26 protein-coding genes are annotated in these 20,506 nt (G+C 43.8%); 24 read left to right on the top strand and 2 right to left on the bottom strand.

Annotation, left to right across the window (positions count from 1 at the left end; genetic code table 11):
* Nucleotides 1-3 precede the first annotated feature (3 nt).
* The 12 genes from trpS (at nucleotide 4) to B5771_RS09005 (ending at nucleotide 9,071) form a co-directional block, all read left to right on the top strand.
* Nucleotides 4-978, top strand: a complete 975-nt coding sequence (trpS, locus tag B5771_RS09060; RefSeq protein ID WP_047809502.1) for a tryptophan--tRNA ligase — start codon at nucleotides 4-6, stop codon at nucleotides 976-978.
* Nucleotides 979-1,746, top strand: a complete 768-nt coding sequence (locus B5771_RS09055) for a segregation/condensation protein A (protein WP_047809501.1) — start codon at nucleotides 979-981, stop codon at nucleotides 1,744-1,746. It begins immediately after the preceding gene.
* 5 nt (nucleotides 1,747-1,751) lie between these two features.
* Nucleotides 1,752-2,315, top strand: coding sequence for an SMC-Scp complex subunit ScpB (scpB, locus tag B5771_RS09050; RefSeq protein ID WP_047809500.1), 564 nt, complete (start codon nucleotides 1,752-1,754; stop codon nucleotides 2,313-2,315).
* Nucleotides 2,316-2,365: 50 nt separating this feature from the next.
* Nucleotides 2,366-2,908, top strand: coding sequence for an RNA 2',3'-cyclic phosphodiesterase (gene thpR / locus B5771_RS09045; protein ID WP_047809499.1), 543 nt, complete (start codon nucleotides 2,366-2,368; stop codon nucleotides 2,906-2,908).
* Between the two features lie 25 nt (nucleotides 2,909-2,933).
* Nucleotides 2,934-4,775, top strand: coding sequence for an ABC-F family ATP-binding cassette domain-containing protein (locus B5771_RS09040; RefSeq protein WP_088187237.1), 1,842 nt, complete (start codon nucleotides 2,934-2,936; stop codon nucleotides 4,773-4,775).
* Between the two features lie 63 nt (nucleotides 4,776-4,838).
* Complete coding sequence (gene ytaF / locus B5771_RS09035; RefSeq protein ID WP_047809497.1) at nucleotides 4,839-5,498, top strand: sporulation membrane protein YtaF; 660 nt, start codon at nucleotides 4,839-4,841, stop codon at nucleotides 5,496-5,498.
* Nucleotides 5,499-5,509: 11 nt separating this feature from the next.
* Nucleotides 5,510-6,121 (top strand): dephospho-CoA kinase, encoded by a 612-nt coding sequence (coaE, locus tag B5771_RS09030; RefSeq protein ID WP_088187236.1) that lies wholly within the window; start codon nucleotides 5,510-5,512, stop codon nucleotides 6,119-6,121.
* A gap of 42 nt (nucleotides 6,122-6,163) precedes the next feature.
* Entirely contained in the window at nucleotides 6,164-6,742 is a 579-nt protein-coding gene (locus B5771_RS09025) for a lytic transglycosylase domain-containing protein (protein ID WP_088187235.1), read from the top strand.
* A gap of 55 nt (nucleotides 6,743-6,797) precedes the next feature.
* Entirely contained in the window at nucleotides 6,798-7,076 is a 279-nt protein-coding gene (locus tag B5771_RS09020; protein WP_047809494.1) for a metal-sensitive transcriptional regulator, read from the top strand.
* A 140-nt stretch (nucleotides 7,077-7,216) separates the two neighbouring features.
* On the top strand, nucleotides 7,217-7,699 hold the full coding sequence (locus B5771_RS09015; protein WP_088187234.1) for a DUF134 domain-containing protein: 483 nt from the start codon (nucleotides 7,217-7,219) through the stop codon (nucleotides 7,697-7,699).
* A 29-nt stretch (nucleotides 7,700-7,728) separates the two neighbouring features.
* Complete coding sequence (locus B5771_RS09010) at nucleotides 7,729-8,103, top strand: NifB/NifX family molybdenum-iron cluster-binding protein (protein WP_088187233.1); 375 nt, start codon at nucleotides 7,729-7,731, stop codon at nucleotides 8,101-8,103.
* 113 nt (nucleotides 8,104-8,216) lie between these two features.
* The gene (locus B5771_RS09005; protein WP_088187332.1) at nucleotides 8,217-9,071 is read left to right on the top strand and encodes an Mrp/NBP35 family ATP-binding protein; all 855 of its coding nucleotides are present in this window, start codon (nucleotides 8,217-8,219) and stop codon (nucleotides 9,069-9,071) included.
* A gap of 121 nt (nucleotides 9,072-9,192) precedes the next feature.
* On the opposite strand, the gene B5771_RS09000 is transcribed toward B5771_RS09005, so the two are convergent.
* On the bottom strand, nucleotides 9,193-9,663 hold the full coding sequence (locus tag B5771_RS09000; RefSeq protein ID WP_088187232.1) for an HAD family hydrolase: 471 nt from the start codon (nucleotides 9,661-9,663) through the stop codon (nucleotides 9,193-9,195).
* A 146-nt stretch (nucleotides 9,664-9,809) separates the two neighbouring features.
* Here B5771_RS09000 and B5771_RS08995 point away from each other — a divergent pair, with 146 nt between their 5' ends.
* The gene (locus B5771_RS08995; protein ID WP_088187231.1) at nucleotides 9,810-10,211 is read left to right on the top strand and encodes an iron-sulfur cluster assembly scaffold protein; all 402 of its coding nucleotides are present in this window, start codon (nucleotides 9,810-9,812) and stop codon (nucleotides 10,209-10,211) included.
* Nucleotides 10,212-10,267: 56 nt separating this feature from the next.
* Nucleotides 10,268-10,696, top strand: a complete 429-nt coding sequence (locus tag B5771_RS08990; protein WP_088187230.1) for a MerR family transcriptional regulator — start codon at nucleotides 10,268-10,270, stop codon at nucleotides 10,694-10,696.
* A gap of 201 nt (nucleotides 10,697-10,897) precedes the next feature.
* On the opposite strand, the gene B5771_RS08985 is transcribed toward B5771_RS08990, so the two are convergent.
* Nucleotides 10,898-11,113, bottom strand: coding sequence for a hypothetical protein (locus B5771_RS08985; protein WP_088187229.1), 216 nt, complete (start codon nucleotides 11,111-11,113; stop codon nucleotides 10,898-10,900).
* 338 nt (nucleotides 11,114-11,451) lie between these two features.
* On the opposite strand from B5771_RS08985, the gene B5771_RS08980 reads away from it, so the two are divergent.
* The 10 genes from B5771_RS08980 to B5771_RS08935 are packed head-to-tail and all read left to right on the top strand — an operon-like array spanning nucleotide 11,452 to nucleotide 20,354.
* A complete protein-coding gene (locus B5771_RS08980; protein ID WP_088187228.1) occupies nucleotides 11,452-12,360 on the top strand; it encodes a hypothetical protein in 909 nt (302 codons plus the stop codon).
* A complete protein-coding gene (locus tag B5771_RS08975; protein ID WP_088187227.1) occupies nucleotides 12,361-12,891 on the top strand; it encodes a YeeE/YedE thiosulfate transporter family protein in 531 nt (176 codons plus the stop codon). It abuts the gene before it with no gap.
* A 1-nt stretch (nucleotide 12,892) separates the two neighbouring features.
* Complete coding sequence (locus B5771_RS08970) at nucleotides 12,893-13,483, top strand: YeeE/YedE thiosulfate transporter family protein (protein WP_172408217.1); 591 nt, start codon at nucleotides 12,893-12,895, stop codon at nucleotides 13,481-13,483.
* Between the two features lie 33 nt (nucleotides 13,484-13,516).
* Complete coding sequence (locus B5771_RS08965; RefSeq protein WP_088187226.1) at nucleotides 13,517-15,736, top strand: molybdopterin-dependent oxidoreductase; 2,220 nt, start codon at nucleotides 13,517-13,519, stop codon at nucleotides 15,734-15,736.
* A gap of 11 nt (nucleotides 15,737-15,747) precedes the next feature.
* Nucleotides 15,748-16,323 carry a 4Fe-4S dicluster domain-containing protein gene (locus B5771_RS08960; protein WP_088187225.1) on the top strand — a complete coding sequence of 192 codons (576 nt, stop codon included), beginning with the start codon at nucleotides 15,748-15,750 and terminating at the stop codon, nucleotides 16,321-16,323.
* A gap of 21 nt (nucleotides 16,324-16,344) precedes the next feature.
* Nucleotides 16,345-17,241: an NrfD/PsrC family molybdoenzyme membrane anchor subunit gene (gene nrfD / locus B5771_RS08955; RefSeq protein ID WP_088187224.1), complete on the top strand. Its 897-nt coding sequence runs from the start codon at nucleotides 16,345-16,347 to the stop codon at nucleotides 17,239-17,241.
* A gap of 56 nt (nucleotides 17,242-17,297) precedes the next feature.
* Nucleotides 17,298-17,750, top strand: coding sequence for a ubiquinol-cytochrome c reductase iron-sulfur subunit (locus B5771_RS08950; protein WP_088187223.1), 453 nt, complete (start codon nucleotides 17,298-17,300; stop codon nucleotides 17,748-17,750).
* Entirely contained in the window at nucleotides 17,747-18,472 is a 726-nt protein-coding gene (locus tag B5771_RS08945) for a cytochrome b N-terminal domain-containing protein (protein ID WP_088187222.1), read from the top strand. The genes B5771_RS08950 and B5771_RS08945 overlap by 4 nt, the downstream gene beginning before the upstream one ends.
* Nucleotides 18,473-18,486: 14 nt before the next feature.
* Nucleotides 18,487-18,858, top strand: a complete 372-nt coding sequence (locus tag B5771_RS08940; RefSeq protein ID WP_088187221.1) for a hypothetical protein — start codon at nucleotides 18,487-18,489, stop codon at nucleotides 18,856-18,858.
* Complete coding sequence (locus tag B5771_RS08935; RefSeq protein WP_088187220.1) at nucleotides 18,855-20,354, top strand: hypothetical protein; 1,500 nt, start codon at nucleotides 18,855-18,857, stop codon at nucleotides 20,352-20,354. The genes B5771_RS08940 and B5771_RS08935 overlap by 4 nt, the downstream gene beginning before the upstream one ends.
* Nucleotides 20,355-20,506 lie beyond the last annotated feature (152 nt).

Raw genomic sequence — 20,506 nt, 5'->3', positions numbered from 1 at the left:
GGTATGAAAGGAAGAATATTGAGTGGAATGCGCCCAACAGGGGCGTTGCATATTGGTCACTTAAGTGTAATCCAAAACTGGGTTTCCCTGCAGAAAGATTATGATTGCTATTTTTCTGTTGTTGATCTTCATGCTTTAACTTCGGGGTATGAAGATAAATTAGACTTCACTCGCCTTCGCCGCGACATTGCTCTGGATTGGCTCAGTGTTGGTATTGATCCTGAGAAAAGTGCCGTTTTTATTCAGTCTGAGGTTAAAGAACACTCAGAGCTTCATTTGCTTTTATCGATGTTCACCCCTCTATCATGGCTGGAGCGTGTCCCTACCTACAAAGATCAAATTCAACAATTAAGTATTCAAGGAAAAGATTTAGGGACCTATGGATTCTTAGGCTACCCTCTTCTAATGGCAGCAGATATCTTAGTTTACAAAGCAAGTGTTGTGCCCGTTGGGGAAGATCAGCTCCCTCATGTTGAACTTTGCCGGGAAATTGCTCGTCGGTTTAATTATCTTTATGGTTCAGTATTTCCTGAACCGAAAGCTCTTGTGGGCAAAGTTCCCTTATTGCCAGGTGTAGATGGCCGCAAGATGAGTAAAAGCTACCATAATGCTATTTCCCTCACAGCCTCTTCTGAAGAGATTAAGACGCGGGTTCAGCAAATGATTACGGACCCGGCACGCCTTCGTAAAGATGACCCTGGTCATCCGGACGTATGTGTCGTCGATAAATTTCATCAGATTTACACGCCGGAAGCAGCAGAAGTCGCAGAAAATTGCCGGGCGGGAAAGATCGGGTGTGTAGCCTGCAAACGTCTTTTAGCTGAGAACTTGGAGAAGTTACTAAGCCCCTTTAGAGAGCGTCGTGTCTATTGGGAGGAACCGGGCCGGGTGGAAAAGGTCCTGGAAGAAGGCGCATTACGTGCTCATGAAGCGGCCGCAGTGACGATGAAAGAAGTTCGTAGTGCCATGGGGCTGTAAATGGAAAGTGGTAAGAACAGTCCTCAAATAGAATTGCCCGTTTATCACGGTCCCTTGGATCTGCTCTTGACCTTAATTCAGCAGGAAAAGGTAGATATTTATGATATACCTATTGCTCGCATTGCTGATCAGTTTGTCGAGGCAGTCCGAGAAATGGAGTCTTTAGATATGGAAGTAACAACTGAGTTCCTTGTTCTGGCAGCTCAGTTACTCTTTATGAAGTCAAGGGAACTTTTGCCAAAGCCTGTAAAGAATGGGCAAGATCAAGCTGAAGATGAAGATCTGCGCCAAGAATTAGCTGAACGACTTGTGGCATACAGAACGTATAAGCAGGCAGCCCAAATGTTGGAAAAAATCGAAATTGCTTCAGGACGTTCCTTTGATCGAGAAATTGATGTGGAGGAATTATTAGGAGACGTCCAGCCGGAGGATCCACTCAAGGGAATTTTCTTCGAGGATCTTTGGCGGGCCTTTTGTAAAGTCATAGAGCGAGCTGAAAAAGGGGAAGAAATTCGGGAAGTTGAGCCAGATGAAATTGCTATCGAGGTTATGCTTGCTGACGTGATGCGGCGAGTGCTTCTCCACCCCAAAGGCCTTCGTTTTACCCACTTATTGCGCAGCAGATCGCGCATGGAAATTGTCGTTTCTTTTCTTGCATTACTGGAACTGTTGAAAGCGGGTAAAGTTCGTGCTGAACAATCCGCGGTCCTTAGTGATATTATGTTATTCCCGACAGAAAAGGCATGGGAATTCATAGAAGAGGAGTAGATAAAATGCTGTTTCGGGAACCGGAAACGGCTGCCTTAGAGGCCTTATTATTTGTTGCTAAAAATCCGCTGACCGTTGATCTGCTGGAGGAAATTCTTGAGTTAGATCATTCAAAGATTGAGGAACTGCTGAATGAACTGCGAAACCGTTATTCTGCTGAGGCGTGCGGCTTAATGCTTTTAGAAATTGAGGGTGGATTTAAATTGGCAACGAAACCGGAAGTTGCCCGCTATATAGAAGCCCTATATAAACAGCCGGCTCAAGCCTTATCGAATGCGGCCTTGGAAGTTCTCTCGATTATTGCCTACAAACAGCCCGTGACTCGCGGGGAGGTTGATTTCATTCGAGGGGTTCAGTCCGATCGAGCCTTAAGTACTTTAGTTGAGAAAGGCCTAGTCAAAGAAGTTGGACGTAAAGATGGTCCAGGACGTCCTATCCTTTATGGAACTACCGAACAGTTCCTCCTACATTTTGGTTTGCATTCAATCGATGATTTGCCCAATCTAGAAGTGTTTACTCTGAGTGAAGGTGAAGCTGCAAGTTCCCTTGAAATAGATGCTGAACTATAAAGTTGCGCAGGTTTTTTACTGACCGGGCATAATAATTAGGAGAACTAAGAATGAGACTATTTATTGGTATTGATATTCCGGCTGAACTAAAACATTTCCTGCTCTCGTTCCAATCAGAACTTAGAGGACTGGGAGTCAATGGTTCCTGGAAATCGACAGATAATTTTCACATAACCTTGGAATTCTTAGGGGAACTTGATCCTAAAGCAGTACCGGTCATTTTCGAAAGTATGTCTTTAGCTGCTGAGAACTGTAAGTCATTTAAAATAGATATTGGAGGTTTGGGCGTCTTTCCCTCATATAAACGACCACACACTCTTTGGACCGGTGTGGGCGGAAACTTGATGGAGTTGAACCAATTGCGGGAGGGGATACATGCTTTACTCGTCAACAAAAGCTTTACGTTGGAAAGCAAAAAATTTAAACCGCATATCACCTTAGCATCTCGCCCAAATCTTAATCGAATTGACTTAAGCAGCCTGATGACCAAAAAATTAGGTGAATTTCAAGTTAAAGAGGTTACTCTTTTTGAAAGCACAGTCCTACAAGGAAAGAGGACTTACAAAAGTTTGAATCATGCAAGGCTGCAGTGATTGGATAAAGGGGCCAATTTAAGAAATGAGTATTTTGTTTTGCCGGGATTGCGGTGTTGATGTTTCTGGAGATCCGTTGTTTAGACAGGTGAGTTTTGCGCTGGAAAATGGAGAAAAGGCGGCTTTAGTAGGTCCCAATGGCGCAGGAAAAACGACATTGATTCGCGCGTGTTTGGGGGAAGTTCGTCTTGAAAGCGGTGAGAGCCAAATTTTCGGCACCTATGGCTACCTTCCTCAAATGCCCATTATCGAGGAGGAAGGGAACGTATTTCAGTGTATGCTCCAAGAAAGAGCTGATTTGCTCGCCATGCAGCAACAACTTCGGGATTTAGAACAAAAAATGGCGCATACCCCTAGTGATAAAATCATGGAACAATACGCCATGCTGACAGAACGTTTTGAACGTCAGGGCGGATATGCTTTAGAAGCCTTAATTCGGAGGATTTTGGCTGGGCTGGGTCTCGAAGGTGAAGCTAATACCCTTGTTCAGTCCTTAAGCGGAGGACAGAAAACGAGATTAGCTTTGTCTAAACTCTTACTTCGCTCTCCGGAACTTTTGATTTTAGATGAACCTACAAATCATCTGGATGTTGCGGCTTTAGAATGGCTGGAAGGGTACTTGCGAGATTATCCAGGGGCCCTTCTTATCGTTTCCCATGATCGGTATTTTTTGGATCGTACTGTCTCTAAGGTTTTATGCCTGGAAAATGGTAAATTAAAGGGTTACAGCGGGAATTATTCCGAATTTGAACTGCAGCGTGCCATAGAAAGCAAAACGATCAGTCGCGAAGCAGAACGGTTGGAAAAAAAGATTGCTAAACTTGAAGAATATGTCCGCAGAAATAAAGCGGGAGTTAATTCCAAGCAAGCCCGCGGACGGGAAAGTCAGCTGAATAAACTAAAGCCTATCTCTGTAGAGCGCTCAGACCATAAACTTTCAATTTCCCTGGGAAATGCAGACCGCAGCGGGGATCGGGTATTGCTTTTGGAAGATGTTATGATTAGTTTTGAGAATCGAACGTTGTTTCAGCACGTTTTATTGGATCTCCGGCGCGGGGACAAAGTTGCTTTATTGGGTAAAAATGGAGTGGGAAAAACTTCGCTTTTGAAAGGAATTCTCCGCCAAATTCCCTATCAAGGAACTATTCGCTTAGGGGCTAATGTTAAAGTGGCTTACTATTCTCAAGAACACGAGAACCTAGGCAACGCCGGGACTGTAATGGACGAAATCCGTACTGTCTCAAATTTAAAGGACCCGGAAATTAGAAATCTTCTGGCTCGATATGGTTTTAGAAACGACGATGTTTTTAAGTTTACAGCTGTACTAAGCGGGGGTGAAAAAAGCCGCTTGGCCTTGTGTAAATTATTCCTGGAACAAGGAAATTTGTTGTTGCTTGACGAGCCAACAAATCACTTGGATATGGATACTCGAGGTTTGTTGGAAGAAGCTTTGCAGGAATATGAAGGAACAGTCCTTGTCGTTTCCCATGACCGTTACTTTTTAGATAAGGTGGTCCAAAAGATTGCGGAATTAACCCCTCAGGGTTTGAGAATATTCGAGGGCGATTATACAAACTATCGGGAATCAAAACAAGAAGAAGACTCCTTCGTTGCTCCAAAGGAAAAAAGTCTTAAGTCCGGCTCTCAAGAGCAGCAAGAAAACCGTAATCTTGCGCGTGAAAAAAAGCGTCTTAAACAATTAGAAAAAGAGATTGAAGAGTTAGAAGAAACGCTTGGGAGGCTGGAAGGTGAACTTGCTTCCGCCGGCAACAATTATGAATTAGCAATGAGCCTTCATGAGGAATATGAAAGGGTGAAAAAACACCGGGATAGTGTACTGGAGGAATGGATCGCAGGGAGCGATTGATTTCACCAATTAACCCTTCTGCCCATATATTATCCTGAAGTCGCAAGGTGGAGGGATACATATATGGGAGTAGCTTTACTTATGGCTGTAGCATTAAGCTTAGATGGCTTTGGGGTTGGTTTGGCATACGGGCTGCGCCGTATTCGCATACCGTTTGCTTCATTAATCGTTATAGCCATGTGTACTGTCTTTGCTATGGGTATATCGATGTTTTTTGGAAGTATCGTTAAACTTTGGCTCACCTTTTTTCCGGCAAGGTTGTTGGGGGCTCTGATTTTATTGACTCTGGGAGTTTTTCAACTGGGCAGAGCAATAATCAATCGTAATCATGAGCAATTGCCTGAGGCAGTTCCAGCGATAGCTGTTATTGAGGAAAAGCCTGCCGCAGAACCAGAGTTTCGCTTCCAATTAGAATTTCTAGGATTCGTGATCCAAGTACTTAAGACACCGCAAATCGCCGATGTAGATGGGTCAGGCGGGATCAGTCTCAAAGAGAGTTTTTTGCTGGGAAGTGCCTTGGCTATGGATGCTTTTGCCAGTGGTATTGGAGCCGCAATGGCAGGAATGACAGCGTCTATCATTGGCGTGGTTGCTTTGACCCAGATTTTTATGTTATGTTTAGGCCAGCAAATGGCCGGTAAAGTCCCCGAGAATTGGATCAGTAAAGCGGAATTTTTGCCGGGGACTGTTTTAATTCTAGTCGGATTGGGTAAATTGATTTGAGGTGAGCTATTTTGTTAACAATCGGCTTGACCGGTGGTATTGGCAGCGGAAAGTCAACAGTTTCTCATTGGTTTGAAACCCAAGGTGTTTCGATCATTGACGCGGATAAAACCGTACACCGTTTGTTGGAATCGGATGTTAACTTAATTTCACAGCTGGTTGAAACGTTTGGCCCTGAAATCACGGGGAAACAAGGGAAAATTGAACGCAGGAAACTGGGGAAATTGGTATTTGCTGATCAACAAGCTCGAAATAGTCTTGAAGAACTTGTTCACCCCCGAGTACTTGCAGATATGAAGAGTGAACGAGAAAAATTGGAAAATTTAGGGGCAAAGGTCTGCATGTGGGATGTTCCTTTGCTTTTTGAAACAGAATTTGATCAACATGTTGATCAAATTTGGGTTGTCTGGGTACCTCGGGATATACAGCTTCAACGTGTGCTTAAGCGAGACAATTTGAGCCTTGGTGAGGCAGAAGCCCGGATTTCTGCCCAGGGATCGTTAGATGAAAAACGCCGGCGAGCCCACGTTGTCATTGATAATTCTGGAACTATCCAGGCAACAATAGAACAACTCAGAGAAGCTTGGAAAGAAACAAAAGAAACATATTTAAGAGGAAACTAGGATATATTCATATAACAGTCCTAATCGAGATGAGGAGATGCGATGTTTAAAAAGAAAGAAAGGATCAGAGCAAGCAAAAGGCTTCTTCTGGTCTTAATAGTCGTAATCCTTATAGGCTATGGCCTATTGAACATACCGTCATTTGAAAAAATTCTTTATCCCTACCCGAATCAAAAAATTGTGGAAAAATACGCAGCTGAATATGGTGTTGATCCTTTGCTCGTAGTTGCTATTATTAGGGAGGAAAGCAAGTTTCTTCCCCAATCCCAATCTCATAAAGGCGCTGTAGGCTTAATGCAGCTAATGCCCAGCACTGCCCAATCAATCGCCGAAAGCTTAGGAGATAAAAGTTACTCCAATGAAGATCTTATTAAGCCGGAAAAAAATATTCAGTATGGAACTTGGTATCTAGCCAGCTTGGAGAAGGTCTTTGCCAATAATCTTGTTCTTGTGATCGCCGCTTATAACGGTGGCAGAGGACATGTTCAGGAATGGATAGAATCCGGGCAGATCGATCCCAATAATGTCCGGCAAGAAGAAATTCCCTTTAAGGAAACCAGGGATTATGTAGGCCGTGTCTTGAAAAGTTATCAAAAATATATTAAACTTTACCGTACATAATTTTCTGCTGTTGTTAGGAGATTTCATGACGAGAAGGAAATGAGGAGAAACTACCGTGAAAGATGTGGACCAAACGGATACCAAAAAAATTATTACTCGACTTAAAACGGTGCGGGGTCATATTTCAGGGGTTGAGCGGATGATTGAAGAAGATAAACCCTGTGAGGATATACTATTGCAGCTCGTTGCTATCCGTTCGGCTGTCCAGAAAGTATCAGTGATTGTTGCTCAGCATTATGCTAATTCCTGCCTAGTCGAAGCTCTCGATAAAGGAGAAAATCGTCAAGAGGTTTTAAGTAAAGCCATTGAAACTCTAATGAAATTGAATCAGTGATTTGCGCCAGCAAATTTTGCAGCCACCGGAAGCTTAAGACTTTCGGTGGCTTATTTTTTCAGGCTAAACACTAATACTTGATTATTCCAATGATTGTGGCTATACTGTAATTGAGCATATGCCCAAAAGGAGCTGATACAATGTCAAGACGGCGTTGCTGCGGCCGAATTGATGAAACAATAGTTTGCCAAACGTTTATTCCTCAAGGATATTCACGTTGGCCAGAGGTATCAATCCAGCTTGAGGAACTTGAAGCCGTTCGTCTCAAAGACAAATTAGGTCTGGATCAAATTGAATGTGCAGCATCTATGGGAGTTTCCAGAGCTACGTTTCAGCGAATTCTTGGAGCAGCTAGAGAGAAAATTGCCACTGCCTTGTTAGAAGGCAGGCCTATCATTATTCAAGGGGGTAATTATACTGTAAAAAATAGGGTTTTCGAATGTCTTCATTGCCGACATATCTGGGAGGAAAAACCATGTTCTGCCGGTGGCAAGCATGGCTATGAAATAGTCTGCCCGAAGTGTGGCAACTTAGAGAAAATGCGTTTAGACAACGGGATCAAACGTCCTTGCGACAGTCACTTAAGAAAGAAAGATGACAGTGCTTGTCGTGAAGAAACTTAAACAAGTAATAATTAAAGGGGGTTTTTTTTATGGCAAAAAAGATAGCTATTCCGACTGATGGTGAGGTTTTAGATCCCCATTTTGGGCGGGCCGCAGGGTTTACAGTCTTTGAAATTGAGGGGCAAAGCGCTCGCTTGGTTGAAAAACTCAGTGCCACAGGTCTTCAGCACCAGCATGAGGGACTTGCCAATATGTTTAAGAACAAAGGTGTAGACGTTCTCGTTTGTGGCGGAATCGGCGGGGGAATGATCAACGGCCTTAATGCTGTAGGATTAGAAGTCGTCTCGGGAGCTTCAGGGAGAGTTGTAGATGTTGCCCAAGCCTATGCGGAGGGTAAAATTGTAAGCAACGGATCCGTATGCCAACATGACCACGGACATGAACACAATCATACCTGTCACTAAGTTAAGGTTCTGCCAATATTGGACAAACTTGACAAAGCAAGAATCAGGGGAGTAAGATGAATTCGGATTACCCATTTAGAGGGTAATTTATGATAGGAAAGGGAGGCTGTACCGTGAGTGAAGCGTGTAATAGCTGTTCTGCAGCAGGAACTTGTACAGGAGATAGTTGTTCCAATGAACCAAAATTGACAGATGCTCAAAAAGCCAGCCATATTGACAAGATTATTGCTGTTATGAGCGGCAAAGGCGGTGTTGGTAAATCCTCTGTTACGAGCATGTTAGCTGTGAGCCTAATGCGTCAAGGCTACAAAGTCGGAATCTTAGATGCTGATATTACAGGACCAAGTGTCCCCAGAATTTTTGGGGTTACAGGAAGAGCGGGTGTAAGTAAAACAGGAATCCTTGCTCCTCAGAGTCGTGACGGGATTAAACTCATGTCGCTGAATCTTATGATAGAAACAGAAGATGATCCTGTTATTTTAAGAGGACCACTCATCACTCAAATTGTTAATCAGTTTTATACTGAAGTGGTTTGGGGCGACTTGGATTACCTTTTGATTGATTTGCCTCCGGGTACAGGAGATGTTCCTATTACAGTCTTCCAATCATTGCCTGTCGATGGGGTTGTTATGGTAACAAGTCCTCAATCATTAGCAAATATGGTTGTTCGCAAAGCCATTAAAATGGTACGAAACTATAAACCTCCCATTTACGGCTTAATCGAAAATATGGCCTATGTACAATGTTCAGATTGTAATCATCGAATGGAGGTATTTGGGAAGCCTCAAGGCAAGGATGAAGCAGGACGAACGAATATTCCATTTTTAGGCGAGCTTCCTCTTGATCCTACTTTAGCACAATTATCGGATGCCGGTAAGGTTGAAGATTATCAATCACCTGTTTTTGACCAAATAGCGAAACGCTTAGCTGAAGAAATCAAAAAACATAGTGGTGAAAAGTTAGCCTAATATAAAGACAAAGGCCAAGGCTTACCCAGGACAAGCCTTGGCCTTTGTTTTCCTTCTAGCAATGCAGTTAACCTGCCGCTTTTACCAGAGGTGAATATGGTTCAGCTTTAGCTGAACGAGTTCACTGCCTGAGAGTGGCTTTCAGGCGCTGAGGTTTTAGGAGCAAACCAAAGGCGTCTTCAATATCCTTGACAATAATGTCGGAGGACAATAAGGCAGACGTACAAGCCCCTTCAAAGCCAATTACGCCAATCCCCAAATAGGCTTTTTCCAGCATTAACTGATCATTTGCACCGTTTCCGACGGCAACAACATGATCAGGGTTGAAATTTAATACGTAGTTTGCCTTTTCTTTGGTATGGTTCGAACTTGTTAAGACGTTTACTTGGACGGGTAAACCTTGGCACTGACGTTTGACGGTTCCGAAGGTATCAGACGTTAGAATATGAATGTCCATTAAGTGAGCTAGACGTCGCAGATGTTCTCTGACTGATTCTAACATGTTGCCATCTAAGGCCAAAGTTCCGTTATAATCCAAGACCAACACCTCTAAGGCGGCGACACCCTTGCCAGGGATCATTAATTCAATCATTCGTTTCACACTCACTTACTAAGTTTATTTAAAGGTTTCTTTGAAGAATATGATAACTAAATGAATATTAAATTTCAATAAAATTATTGAAAAAGACTCAATAACACTATATAATGTGATCATATTCATAAAGTGGTGGTGAGACGATGTATTCACAGAAGATTACTGAACTAATAATGAATCCTATTAACCAAGGAAAAATGCCGAATTCGGATGGCGAAGGAACAGTAAAAGATCCGCAAAGCGGGGATGTTTGTACTATTTATATTAAAGTTGAATTTGGTATAATAAAAAGTATCAGTTTTTGGGCCGAGGGAGATGTAGAGACTTTAGCCTGTTGTAGTATGGCCACCATTTTGGCCCACGAAAAACATTTGGCAGAGGCCTTAAGGATAAGCAAAAAAGATCTTATGGATGCTTTAGAATGGTCCGATGAGGTGAAACATTCTAGTTTGGACCTTGTCATCAATACTCTGGGAAAAACAATTCAAGACTATCTTCTTAAACGAGGAATTTACTATATTCAATATGAAAAACTGGATACCTAAGATCGGGAAAGTAAGATTACGTAGGGAAGTTTTTATACAATTTGGAAGTGACAAAAATGCTTGATGAGGATCAAGGATTGTATACGATTGGCACGGTTGCGGAGTTAATTGAAGAACATCCGGAGACTCTAAGAGTTTGGGAACGAAATAACCTTATACATCCGGAAAGAAAAGGAAGACAACGAAGATATTCAAACAATGACATTAAGAGACTGCAATTCATCAAATATTTAATAGATCAAAAAGGGCTGAATATCGCTGGTGCCAGACACATAATTTCTATGTATTCATGTTGGTATAATCGCAATTGTAAAGGGGGCGCTTATCGGAACAGTCCTATATCGGTTAATGAATCAAAAGCATGTTGGAAAATCAAAAACACATTTTGTCTCATTGCAAGTGACAAAGCCGAAATGTGTAATTCTTGTGCTCTTCTCAAGAGTTGCCAAGCGGGTGAGGAGTGTAACATAAAGGATAATGGTTAAAAAAAACGACTATAATGTCGTTTTTTTTTGACTTTTGAACCAGTTTTTAAGCCCCCTACTTCTTAGTCCTTAGTTAACTTCAGGTGGGGTAGAGTCCTCCTTCGCCGCTAAGTATTCCAATTGGGAAAGGCGGCTCGGCAATAATGTCCACTGGACATTATTGTTTCTGAGGCCCCGATGTTCAGCTTTAGCTGAACGAGTTCACTCGCGTCGAGCTAATTCCTCCTTAATAAGGACAAGAGAATCTTTTAGGATTGATAATTCGGCTTCATATTTTTTGACCGTATGGCCGGTAAGATGAAGCCCAGTTTGTTTTAAGACATAGTCTCTCTCTACTTCCAATTCTTCAAGTTCTTCGGACAAAGATTCTAAACGTTGGATTAGAATCTTTTTTTCTAATAAGGTTAAATCCTCCATAGGTTACCTCTCCTCTTTAGGCAGAATATTACAGTAAACGACATAGGGGTATTGTTTTTCTATATTGACCCTGCGAGATTTTCATTGTATGCTATAAGTAACCATACGACCCCCTCCCTAGGGGGTGGGACAAAACGAATTTGTAATTATATTACCATGGCTAGCACTTAATCGCTAGACGATTTTTTCAAAAGCAGTATTACATATTTCAATTCGATGGTTAAAAAAGTTAATTGTGCTGGCAAACTTAAATCAAGTTTTACCTTGGAGGTGATAAAAAGAGGATATACAGACAGCCTAAAATTATTTGATATTTTGAAATGAGGTGAGGAGTAAACGTGAAGCGGTTAAAAATGTCTATTATTGCCTTAATCTTGGGGATTGTCGGAATAGTTATCTTCGGATTTTCAGGACTGTCAAGTCCCAAAGACGTCCAAGCTGCCTGTGGGGCGTCAACGTCTTCCTGTAAAACGTGTCACGAGGTTCAAGGAGCCGATCCTGTTTCCAAAAAGGGAGATTGGCATACACAGCACTCCTTTGGAGACTTCTGTCAGGCTTGTCACTTGGGTGTGGCAACGGAAACTGATAAGACAAAGGCTCATGCCGGGATTATTGCTAACCCTCTAGCCCAGCCGGATCAATCGTGTGTCTCTTGTCATCCAACGGATGCTCCGGCAAGAGTTGCCAAATACGGAGGATCAGCAACAACGTCCAATGCTTCAGTCAATAGCTCGAAAGGAAGTTCCTCTGCAGCAGGGACGACTTCTTCTGCAGAGACGGGATCCGTCGCTCCTTCTCCGGCAGCAACTCAAGTTCCGCCGAGTTCTAATCCGAATTTTGATGTTCTTGACTTTAATAATAATGGCAAACTATCCTGGCTTGCTTGGTCTATTATAGCAGCCGATATTCTGATCCTTTTGGTTTTGACGATTTTGCTTTGGAAATGGAAAAAAGGTCTATGGCCCTGGGCTTATCTCCAAAGAAGGCAGAGAAACGTTCCCTTTAATACTTTGCCGCCGGAAGTTCAAGACGTATTCAGACAATTGCTTGCCGGGGATATGGAGACGGTTTTGCTGATTAAAAGTATACTAGAAGATCCAAATGGACGGCAAACCTTGCATTTCTTGTCTCAAGTGCCGGAGAATATCCTGATTCACTTGCAAAGGATGGATGAAAAAGAACTTAAACAATTAATATCCTTAGTTGAGGCTGAGACAGAGAAGAATACGGGAAAGGGGGAAGCTTAAGTGTCTTTTACCGAAAAAATGAAAGAAAAAACATGGTCCCCATGGGCCGCGGGTTTCCTCCTGGGAGTAACCGGCATAGCCTCCTATGTTCTGGTTGATAAGACGATCGGTTCTTCAGGAGGTCTCGAAAGCATTGACAGCATGCTTTTAAAGACGTTCCATTCTAGCTTAGCGAACTCTATGTATTTCAAATTTCAAATGCCTCCCGTACTAAGTTTCCAAATTATTCTGTTCATTGGCATGATCCTTGGCGCTCTCGTCTCAAGTTTATGGTCCCGTGATTTTAAAGTTCGCTTGATGCCAGATCAGTTGTGGATGCAAAATTATGGGCCCAGTAAGTTAAAACGTTGGGTATTGATTTTTATCGGCGGCATGATTATTGAATATGCTGCCGGGATTGCGGGCGGATGCACGAGCGGCTTAGCCATATCCGGGACAATGCAGCTTTCACCGGCAGGTTTATTATTTATTGTTGGCTTATTTGTGTCCGGAATTATTACAACTAAACTTTTATATGGGAGGGATTATTAAGATGACTACCTATGCTATTCCTTTAATTATTGGCTTTTTCTTCGCTTTCGCGCTGCAAAAAGCCGGCTTAGGTCATTATCATCGAATTGTCAACCAATTTCGTTTTAAGGATAACACCATCATGAAATTTATGATGACAGGGATTTCAGTGGGGCTTGTGGGTCTTTATGCCTTGAAAGATCTGGGTTTTATTCAATTGGACCAAATGTCCTCGACATATATTGTCGGCAATCTCCTGGGTGGACTTCTGTTCGGAGTTGGTATGGCGTTAGCTGGGACATGACCGGGTACTTTGATCACAGGTTGTGGTCAGGGAAATTTGGACTATTTAATTCCTGGAGTTTTAGGTTTTCTTGCCGGCGGTGTTCTCTTTGGGGCTACCTACCAATCAATCTTTTTAAAAATATCTACCATTGGGGCCTATGGGCAGCAATCCCTTGAGGAACTGCTTCATGTGAACCATTGGCTCTTTATCTCGCTCTTTGTTCTCTGTACGCTTGTATTTTATGTTGGCTCAAAGGTTTCCGAAAATTCAAAAAGCGACTCCGTTGATTCCCCAGTAAAATCAGCTAAGAATCTAAATTTGAACTAAACTTTATGGTTAATGTGGGAAGGAGGTCTGACTATGTCCAAAGTCTATACTTGGGACCAATTGTTCAGCCGCCGGCAATTTATTAAAGGTGCTGCCGCCGGTGTCGCTTTGGGTGTATCGGCTGGCCTGGGGTTCTTAGCGCCGGATAATATGTTTGCTGTGGAGCATTCTGCGTTAAAGACAGCGGCAAATGAGAGTTCTGAGCTTCAGAAGGTCACTACAATCTGTGAGCAGTGTGTCTGGCGCTGCGGCGTTATTGCCAAGGTCGATAACGGTATCGTGAAAAAGTTAGAAGGCAATCCCGATCATCCGAATAATGTCGGTAAACTTTGTCCGCGGGGGAATGCGGGAATTGAGACGTTATACAGCCCTGATCGTATTAAATTTCCTCTTATCCGGGCAGGGGCGCGGGGAAGCGGATTGTGGCGCAGAGCTTCATGGGATGAAGCTTTGACGTATACGGCGGATCAGATGAAAAAAATAAAGGATAAGTATGGGGCAAAAGCCATGATGTTTAACTCCACAGACAATTTGTCCCAGCCTTTTTTCGAGATTTTGCTCAAAGCCTACGGTTCCCCCAATTATGGTACTCAGAGAAGTCTATGTTTCAATGCAATGACCACCGGTTTTTTATATACCTACGGTGTTCCTCAACCAGGAACGGATTATAAGAATTGCAAGTATATGATCTTTGCGGGTAGAAATCTGGCAGAGGGAATCTCCAATAATGAAACTCAGGAAATGATCGAGATGATTGCCAGGGGGACTAAGGTTGTGGTCCTTGATCCGCGTTTCAGTAAAACAGCGGCCAAAGCCACTGAATGGCTGCCAATACGCCCGGGAACGGATTCCGCCTTCTTCTTAGCAATAATTAATATCATTATTAAAGAAAAACTGTTCAAGAAGGACTTTATCACTACCTATACTCAAGGTTTTGACGATTTAGTCCAAGAAGTCAAGGATTACACGCCGAAATGGGCGGAGCAAAAGTGCGAGATTCCTGCAGTGACAATAGAGAGGATCGCCCGTGAGTTTGCTGCAGCTGCTCCTGCCGCTATTGCTCATCCTAACTGGCGTACATCCAATTTTAAAAACTCATTTCAGACCGAGCGGGCAATAGCTGTATTGAATGCTTTGATCGGCAATTGGGCTCAGCCGGGAGGACTTATTCCCGATCAGGAAATTAATACGGCTAAGCTCGGAGTTTTGTCTCATCCCCCCTTCCCTCAGGCCCAGGGAATACGACTTGACGGTGTACCCTGGCAGTATCCCTTGGTACCCTTATCGTATGGTGTAATCCAAACTATGCGGGATAATATCTTGTCCGGCAAACCTTATGAGGCTAAAGGGTGGTTAATTTCTCGGCAGAATCCAATTCTTTCGATACCGGAACGACAGAAAACCATCAATGCTTTTATGAAGTTGGATTTTGTCGCTGTCATTGACATTCAAGCAAGTGATACTGCCTATTATGCCGATGTAATTTTGCCTGAATCCAGTTATCTGGAACGTTATGACGGGTTGATCCCTATTGGCAACAAAATCTTTATCAGACAGCCGGTGATTGAACCTTTATATGATACGAAAAGCAGCTTGATGATTTACAAAGAACTGGCTGACAAATTAGGCCTGGGCGATTTTCTTCCTTATAAGGACGAACGAGATCTTTTGGCCAAACAACTTAAACCCTTCTCAATTACTCTAGATGAGTTAGAGAAGGCTGGGCATTATGTTGTACCAAATTTCAAAAAAGATCATTCCAAAGACTTTGAGTTTCAAACCAGCAGCGGAAAAATTGAAATATCGTCGAGTATTATGGCTCAAATGGGCAAAAAGGCGGTGCCCGCTTGGGATGAGCCGCCTCGCCCTCCGAAAGACCATTATTATCTTTTAACGGGAAAAACGGCTCAACACACTCAGATGTTCACTCAAAACAATCGTTGGTTATTGGAAGTTTTCTCGGAAAATCGGGCCTGGCTGCATACTTCGGTAGCTGCCAAGCTAGGAATCAAGACGGATGATGACGTTGTGCTGGAAAGTGATGTGGGAAAAGTGACAATTAAAGCGAAGGTTACTGAGGGAATCCGGCCGGATTGTATCTTTATGGTCGGAGGATTCGGTCATGTGAGCAAAGGGCTTAAATCGGCTTATAAACTGGGAGCCAGCGATTCTGCTCTTCATAAGACTATTACAGATCCTCTCTCGGGCAGTTCGGCTTTGAGTGAAACCTTTGTAACGGTAAGTAAAGCGTAGGAGGGAACACTATGACAGTTCGCATGGGATTTGTCATTATCACTTCGCGCTGTATCGACTGCGATGCCTGTATGGTCGCGTGCCGCGCAGAAAATGACGTGCCCATCGGTAAGACACGGAATTGGGTCAAAAGCAGCGGTGTACAGGGTGAATTTCCCAAGGTAAAAGAAGTTTTTCAACCCGGAAATTGTATGCATTGTGATCACCCTCCCTGTGTATCCGTATGCCCTACAGGAGCGTCCCAAAAACGTCCCGATGGGATAGTCATTGTTGAAGCTAGTAAATGTATCGGTTGTAAATATTGTCTTACTGCTTGTCCTTATGATGCTCGTTTTGCTAATCCGGAGACAGGCAAAGCTGATAAATGCACGTTTTGTCTGCAACGTTTGGAGCAAGGCTTAAAGCCGGCTTGTGTCCAAACTTGTCTGGGAAAATCACGGCAGGCTGGTGATCTTAATGATCCCGAAAGTGTTGTGGCTAAATTACTCGCCAAATATCCAAGCCGTCAGTTGCTGACGTATGTGGGAACCGGTCCCAATATTTATTATATTGATGATGTGGTTCCGGAAATACCGGAGGGCAATTAAGAGGCGAAGGAGGGGTTTCACGTGGAAATAACTTGGGGCATATTAATTGTTATTTACCTCTTTACTGCCGGCGTGAGCGCAGGAGCCATGATTACCTCGAACCTGGCCTTGCTCTTGGGCGGTAATGATTTTGAAAGGGTTAGCCGCTGGGGGGCATTTATTTCACCCTTTCCAATTTCCTTAGGGCTGGGTGTGCTGCTACTCGATTTAGGAAGCCCTTTTAACTTCTATCGGTTATTTATGACTTTACAGGTAAGGTCCCCCATGTCTTATGGTAGTTGGGCGATTCTTTTATTCACTCTGCTGAGTGTTGTCTATCTTTATCTTTGGCTACCTCAGAAGTTTCAAATTATAGGGGAAACTAAATCTTTAGAACAATGGAAAAAACGATTGGCCAAAGTAATTCCCTTCTTGTCGGTAGGGGTGGCATCATATACCGGTCTTCTTCTCAATGCTGCAGCACGCCCCTTATGGACAGCCCCCTTGCTTCCGGTGCTCTTTTTAGTATCAGCTTTGTCTACCGGGGCAGCAACGGTGATTTTGTTCTCTGCTCTTAGTCCCTGGCAAAGGGCCAGGCATAGGGAACTACAGTTATTGACGAAGGCCGATGCTTTACTCATCGTTTTAGAATGTTTTATACTATTGGTAATGATTGTAATGGGCAGATTTAGTTCTCTGAGTATTGCTGAGGCTTACGGGAGTATGATCTACGGACAGTTTGCTATGATTTTTTGGTTTTTGATTGTGGGCTTAGGGCTAATTGTGCCCTTTTCCCTGGAGTACTTGGAACTAAAAGAGAAAATATCAGTTCGGTGGACATTGCCAGTAACCATTGGCAGCAGTTTCCTCGTTCTCTTTGGCGGTTTTTTTGTCCGCTATATTATAACCTTCGCTGGGCAGTGGAGTCGTTGGTTTTAGGTGAGGTATGGGAACCGCTCCGACTTGTAGATCTAAGGAAGAAAGGGCTGAGAAGGATGGCTAAGCAAATAGAGTGCTCGAGACGGACAGTATTACGGTTTGCTTGGGCCGGAATGGTTGCGGTGGGTGGATTAAGTGTCAAACCTCTTGTTGACTATTTGACGAGCAAAGAGGATCAACCGCGCTCGCCCTTAGTGTCTTATGCCAAAAGCCTTGAGGAAAAAACGGATTGGCAGCATGTTCCCAATTCACGTGTTTGGGTTAAGCGGGATGATCAAGGCATTGCCGCTTTGGTTGCGACCTGTACTCATTTGGGCTGCGAAGTGACATATCATCTGGAAAGGAAACAATGGTTGTGTCCCTGCCATGGCAGTATTTACGACACAGAGGGCAGGCCTGTAGCAGGGCCTGCCCCTAAAGCCTTGCCAAGGGCAGCTGTGGAACGGAAGGCGGATGGTTCCTTAATCATTAATACAGAGAAGCAAGTTGGATTGGATGTGCGGCTATGAAGGATTCTAAAGAAACGGAAACTTCGGTTCAAAGGCCAATACTGATGTCTGACCATGATCAAAAAGAGAAACTATCGCCAGTACATAAGTTGGAAGGAAATTCGCGGAATAATTTTATTAATCACGTGCGGCCGAGATTTATCTCCGAGCGAGTACTTTCGGTATTCTATACGTTTTGCCTCGGAGGACTGTCATTTTTGGCATTCCTAATGCTTGGAATTACAGGGATTCTTTTAATGTTTCACTATCAACCCGGTGCAAGTTCAGGCTACAGCAGTGTCCTTACGATCGGGTCGGTAATTCCTTACGGGTATGTCATTAGAAATTTGCATTATTGGTCGGCACAAATTATGATTGTAACCGTTAACTTGCATATGGTAAGAGTCGTATGGACTCATTCCTACAAGCCCCCGAGACAGCTTAATTGGCTCGTTGGCGTAGGATTGCTGGTACTTGTCTTGGTTTTGGATTTTACAGGTTACCTGCTGGTTGGTTCCCAAGAAAGCGGTGCGGCGGCAACGGTTGCCGCTAATCTATTGAAGCAGATTCCAGGTTTGGGAACAGCCTTGGCGCAGATCGCCTTAGGCGAACCTTCTGCCTTAAGCGGCAGCACTTTGGTTGTCTATGTCTGGCACTGTGCGGTCTTACCCTTGGCAATGTTATGGCTGCAGCTCTATCATTTTTGGCGGATTCGCCGTGACGGGGGAGTACGCCCTCTCTAAAGGAAGGAGATATAATGGCTCGTTCACCCATTAATAATCTTAAAGAAAATGAAGGAATTGCCGCGTTGATTTTTTTGATCCTTTGTACTTTATTGGCTTTTAAAATTTCTCCAGGTGTGGGAACGAGCAATTTGGCTCCGGCAGTTCCTCATGCAACAGCACCCTGGATTTTTGGGCCATTTCAAGTGCTGCTGCTGTATCTTCCGCCTTGGCTGGGAGCTTTAGCAGTTCCCGCCTTAATTATTATCGGGCTGGCCGGGGTGCCATGGGCTGCCCATTATTGGGGGGACAAATGGGGAAGGAGGATTTTCAACGTTCTTTTTAGCTTGGTCTTGATTCTTCTGTTTTGGTTTATGGTGAAGGAATTGTGGTGGACTCGCCTATGAAAAAAGCTCTGATCTTAGCAAGCCTTTTCTTGAGTCTTGTTATTTTAATTCTTTTTATTCAAGGCAGCACTCCAAATTGGGCTCAATATCAACGAGAGTATTTTAAAGAACAGGCAGTAAGACTGCAGGCTCAATTAAATTCAACCAAAGATACAGCAAAGAGAACTCAACTCCAGCAAGAAATAAAGAGCCTTCAAAATCGCAAGCCTGAGGTCATTGATCTGGTTCTTCCCAACGGGAACGTTGAGCGCTGCAAAACCTGTCACATCGGTATAGAGGAAATCTCCAGCTCTCATCCCAGTAATACGTTTGGCTGTGTCGCTTGCCACGGGGGAAATCCTCTCTCTTTGGACAAAGCGACGGCCCATGATCAAATGTATGGCGGGGGACACCCGGGTTCCTTGAACGCAGTTTCTTTAAGCTGCGGGGGAAAGGCCGAGAATGGGATGTCCTGTCACTCAGGCAACCAGGAAACAGCAAAAAATGAAGTCGATCTCGTGAAAACGTCGATTATGTCCACAAAGGCCGGCGAGCTCAGTGTTGTACGCCGGATGTTCGGATTTGATAAAACGAATGAGGTGCCGGGACTTGTCAAGGGGCAGTCAGCAGCGCTTTATCCCAATCCGCTGCAGGGACATCCCAATCAGAAGGCGTTTCAGCAGAACTGTTTGAGTCAATGTCATCAAAACGGAGGGGAGATCCCCGCTTTTCAGACTCCTGATAATCATTCTCTCGAGGGCAGCCAAACCGGAGTTAAATCTCAAACAGAGAATAAGATTACAGCGAACGGGTGCGAGGTATGTCATGTTTTAACGAACCCTATGCATACTTATATCGGGACAGATACGACCATGAGATCTGCTGATCTCGGCTGGGGGATGACCCACAGCTTGACAACCCAAATTCCTTATACCCAGTGTAATCAGTGCCACAATCAAGGAAATCATGACCCGCTCAAAATGAGTTTTGCGTTTCGTTCAGATATGACCAAAGTCATTAGTGACTGGAAATCCGGAGATACCAATTATCTGGACCGGGTCAAAGATTATTATTTGCCCGGAGAAATCTTCGCTCAATGTGAAGTCAGCCTGGATTGCATTGATTGTCACACAAGGCAGGATGTCATGGGAGACAACCTACTCCACACCTCTCAATATGATGCAGTTCACCTTCAATGCCAAGATTGTCATGGCACAAAAAACACCCTCCCCAAGACCAAGAAGATTGTCAACCCTAAGGACTTAGCCTTTGAAGAACAATTAACCAATCCTAAATTTCCTGTTCTGAAACTTGGCGATGAGGTTCTTGTTACAGGAAAAGGGGAGGAGTTGCCGTTTATTCGCCATGAAGGAAATAGTTGGCTGCAGACCAGTCGTGTCACAGGCAAAACCTTTAATATCCCATTAGTTTATGGAAGCACCTGTCAGCAATCGCTTCTGGAGCAGGGGGCAGACTCCTGTCACAAATGTCATGACCGAAGCGCAGCACATCCCTGAGGTGTTAACTTGTCTGAGGTTATAGTGAACTCGCTTACGCTAAAGCTGAACATCGGGGCTTCAGATACAATAATGTCCGGTGGACATTATTGCCGAGTCGCCTTTCCCAATAGGAATACTTAGCGGCGAAGGGGGACTCTACCCCACCTGAA

This window comes from Desulfosporosinus sp. FKA (assembly GCF_002196785.1).
In the GTDB taxonomy this organism is placed as follows: domain Bacteria; phylum Bacillota; class Desulfitobacteriia; order Desulfitobacteriales; family Desulfitobacteriaceae; genus Desulfosporosinus; species Desulfosporosinus acididurans.
Note: the sequence above shows the minus strand (reverse complement) of the source record. Positions and strands in the feature narration are given on the sequence as shown.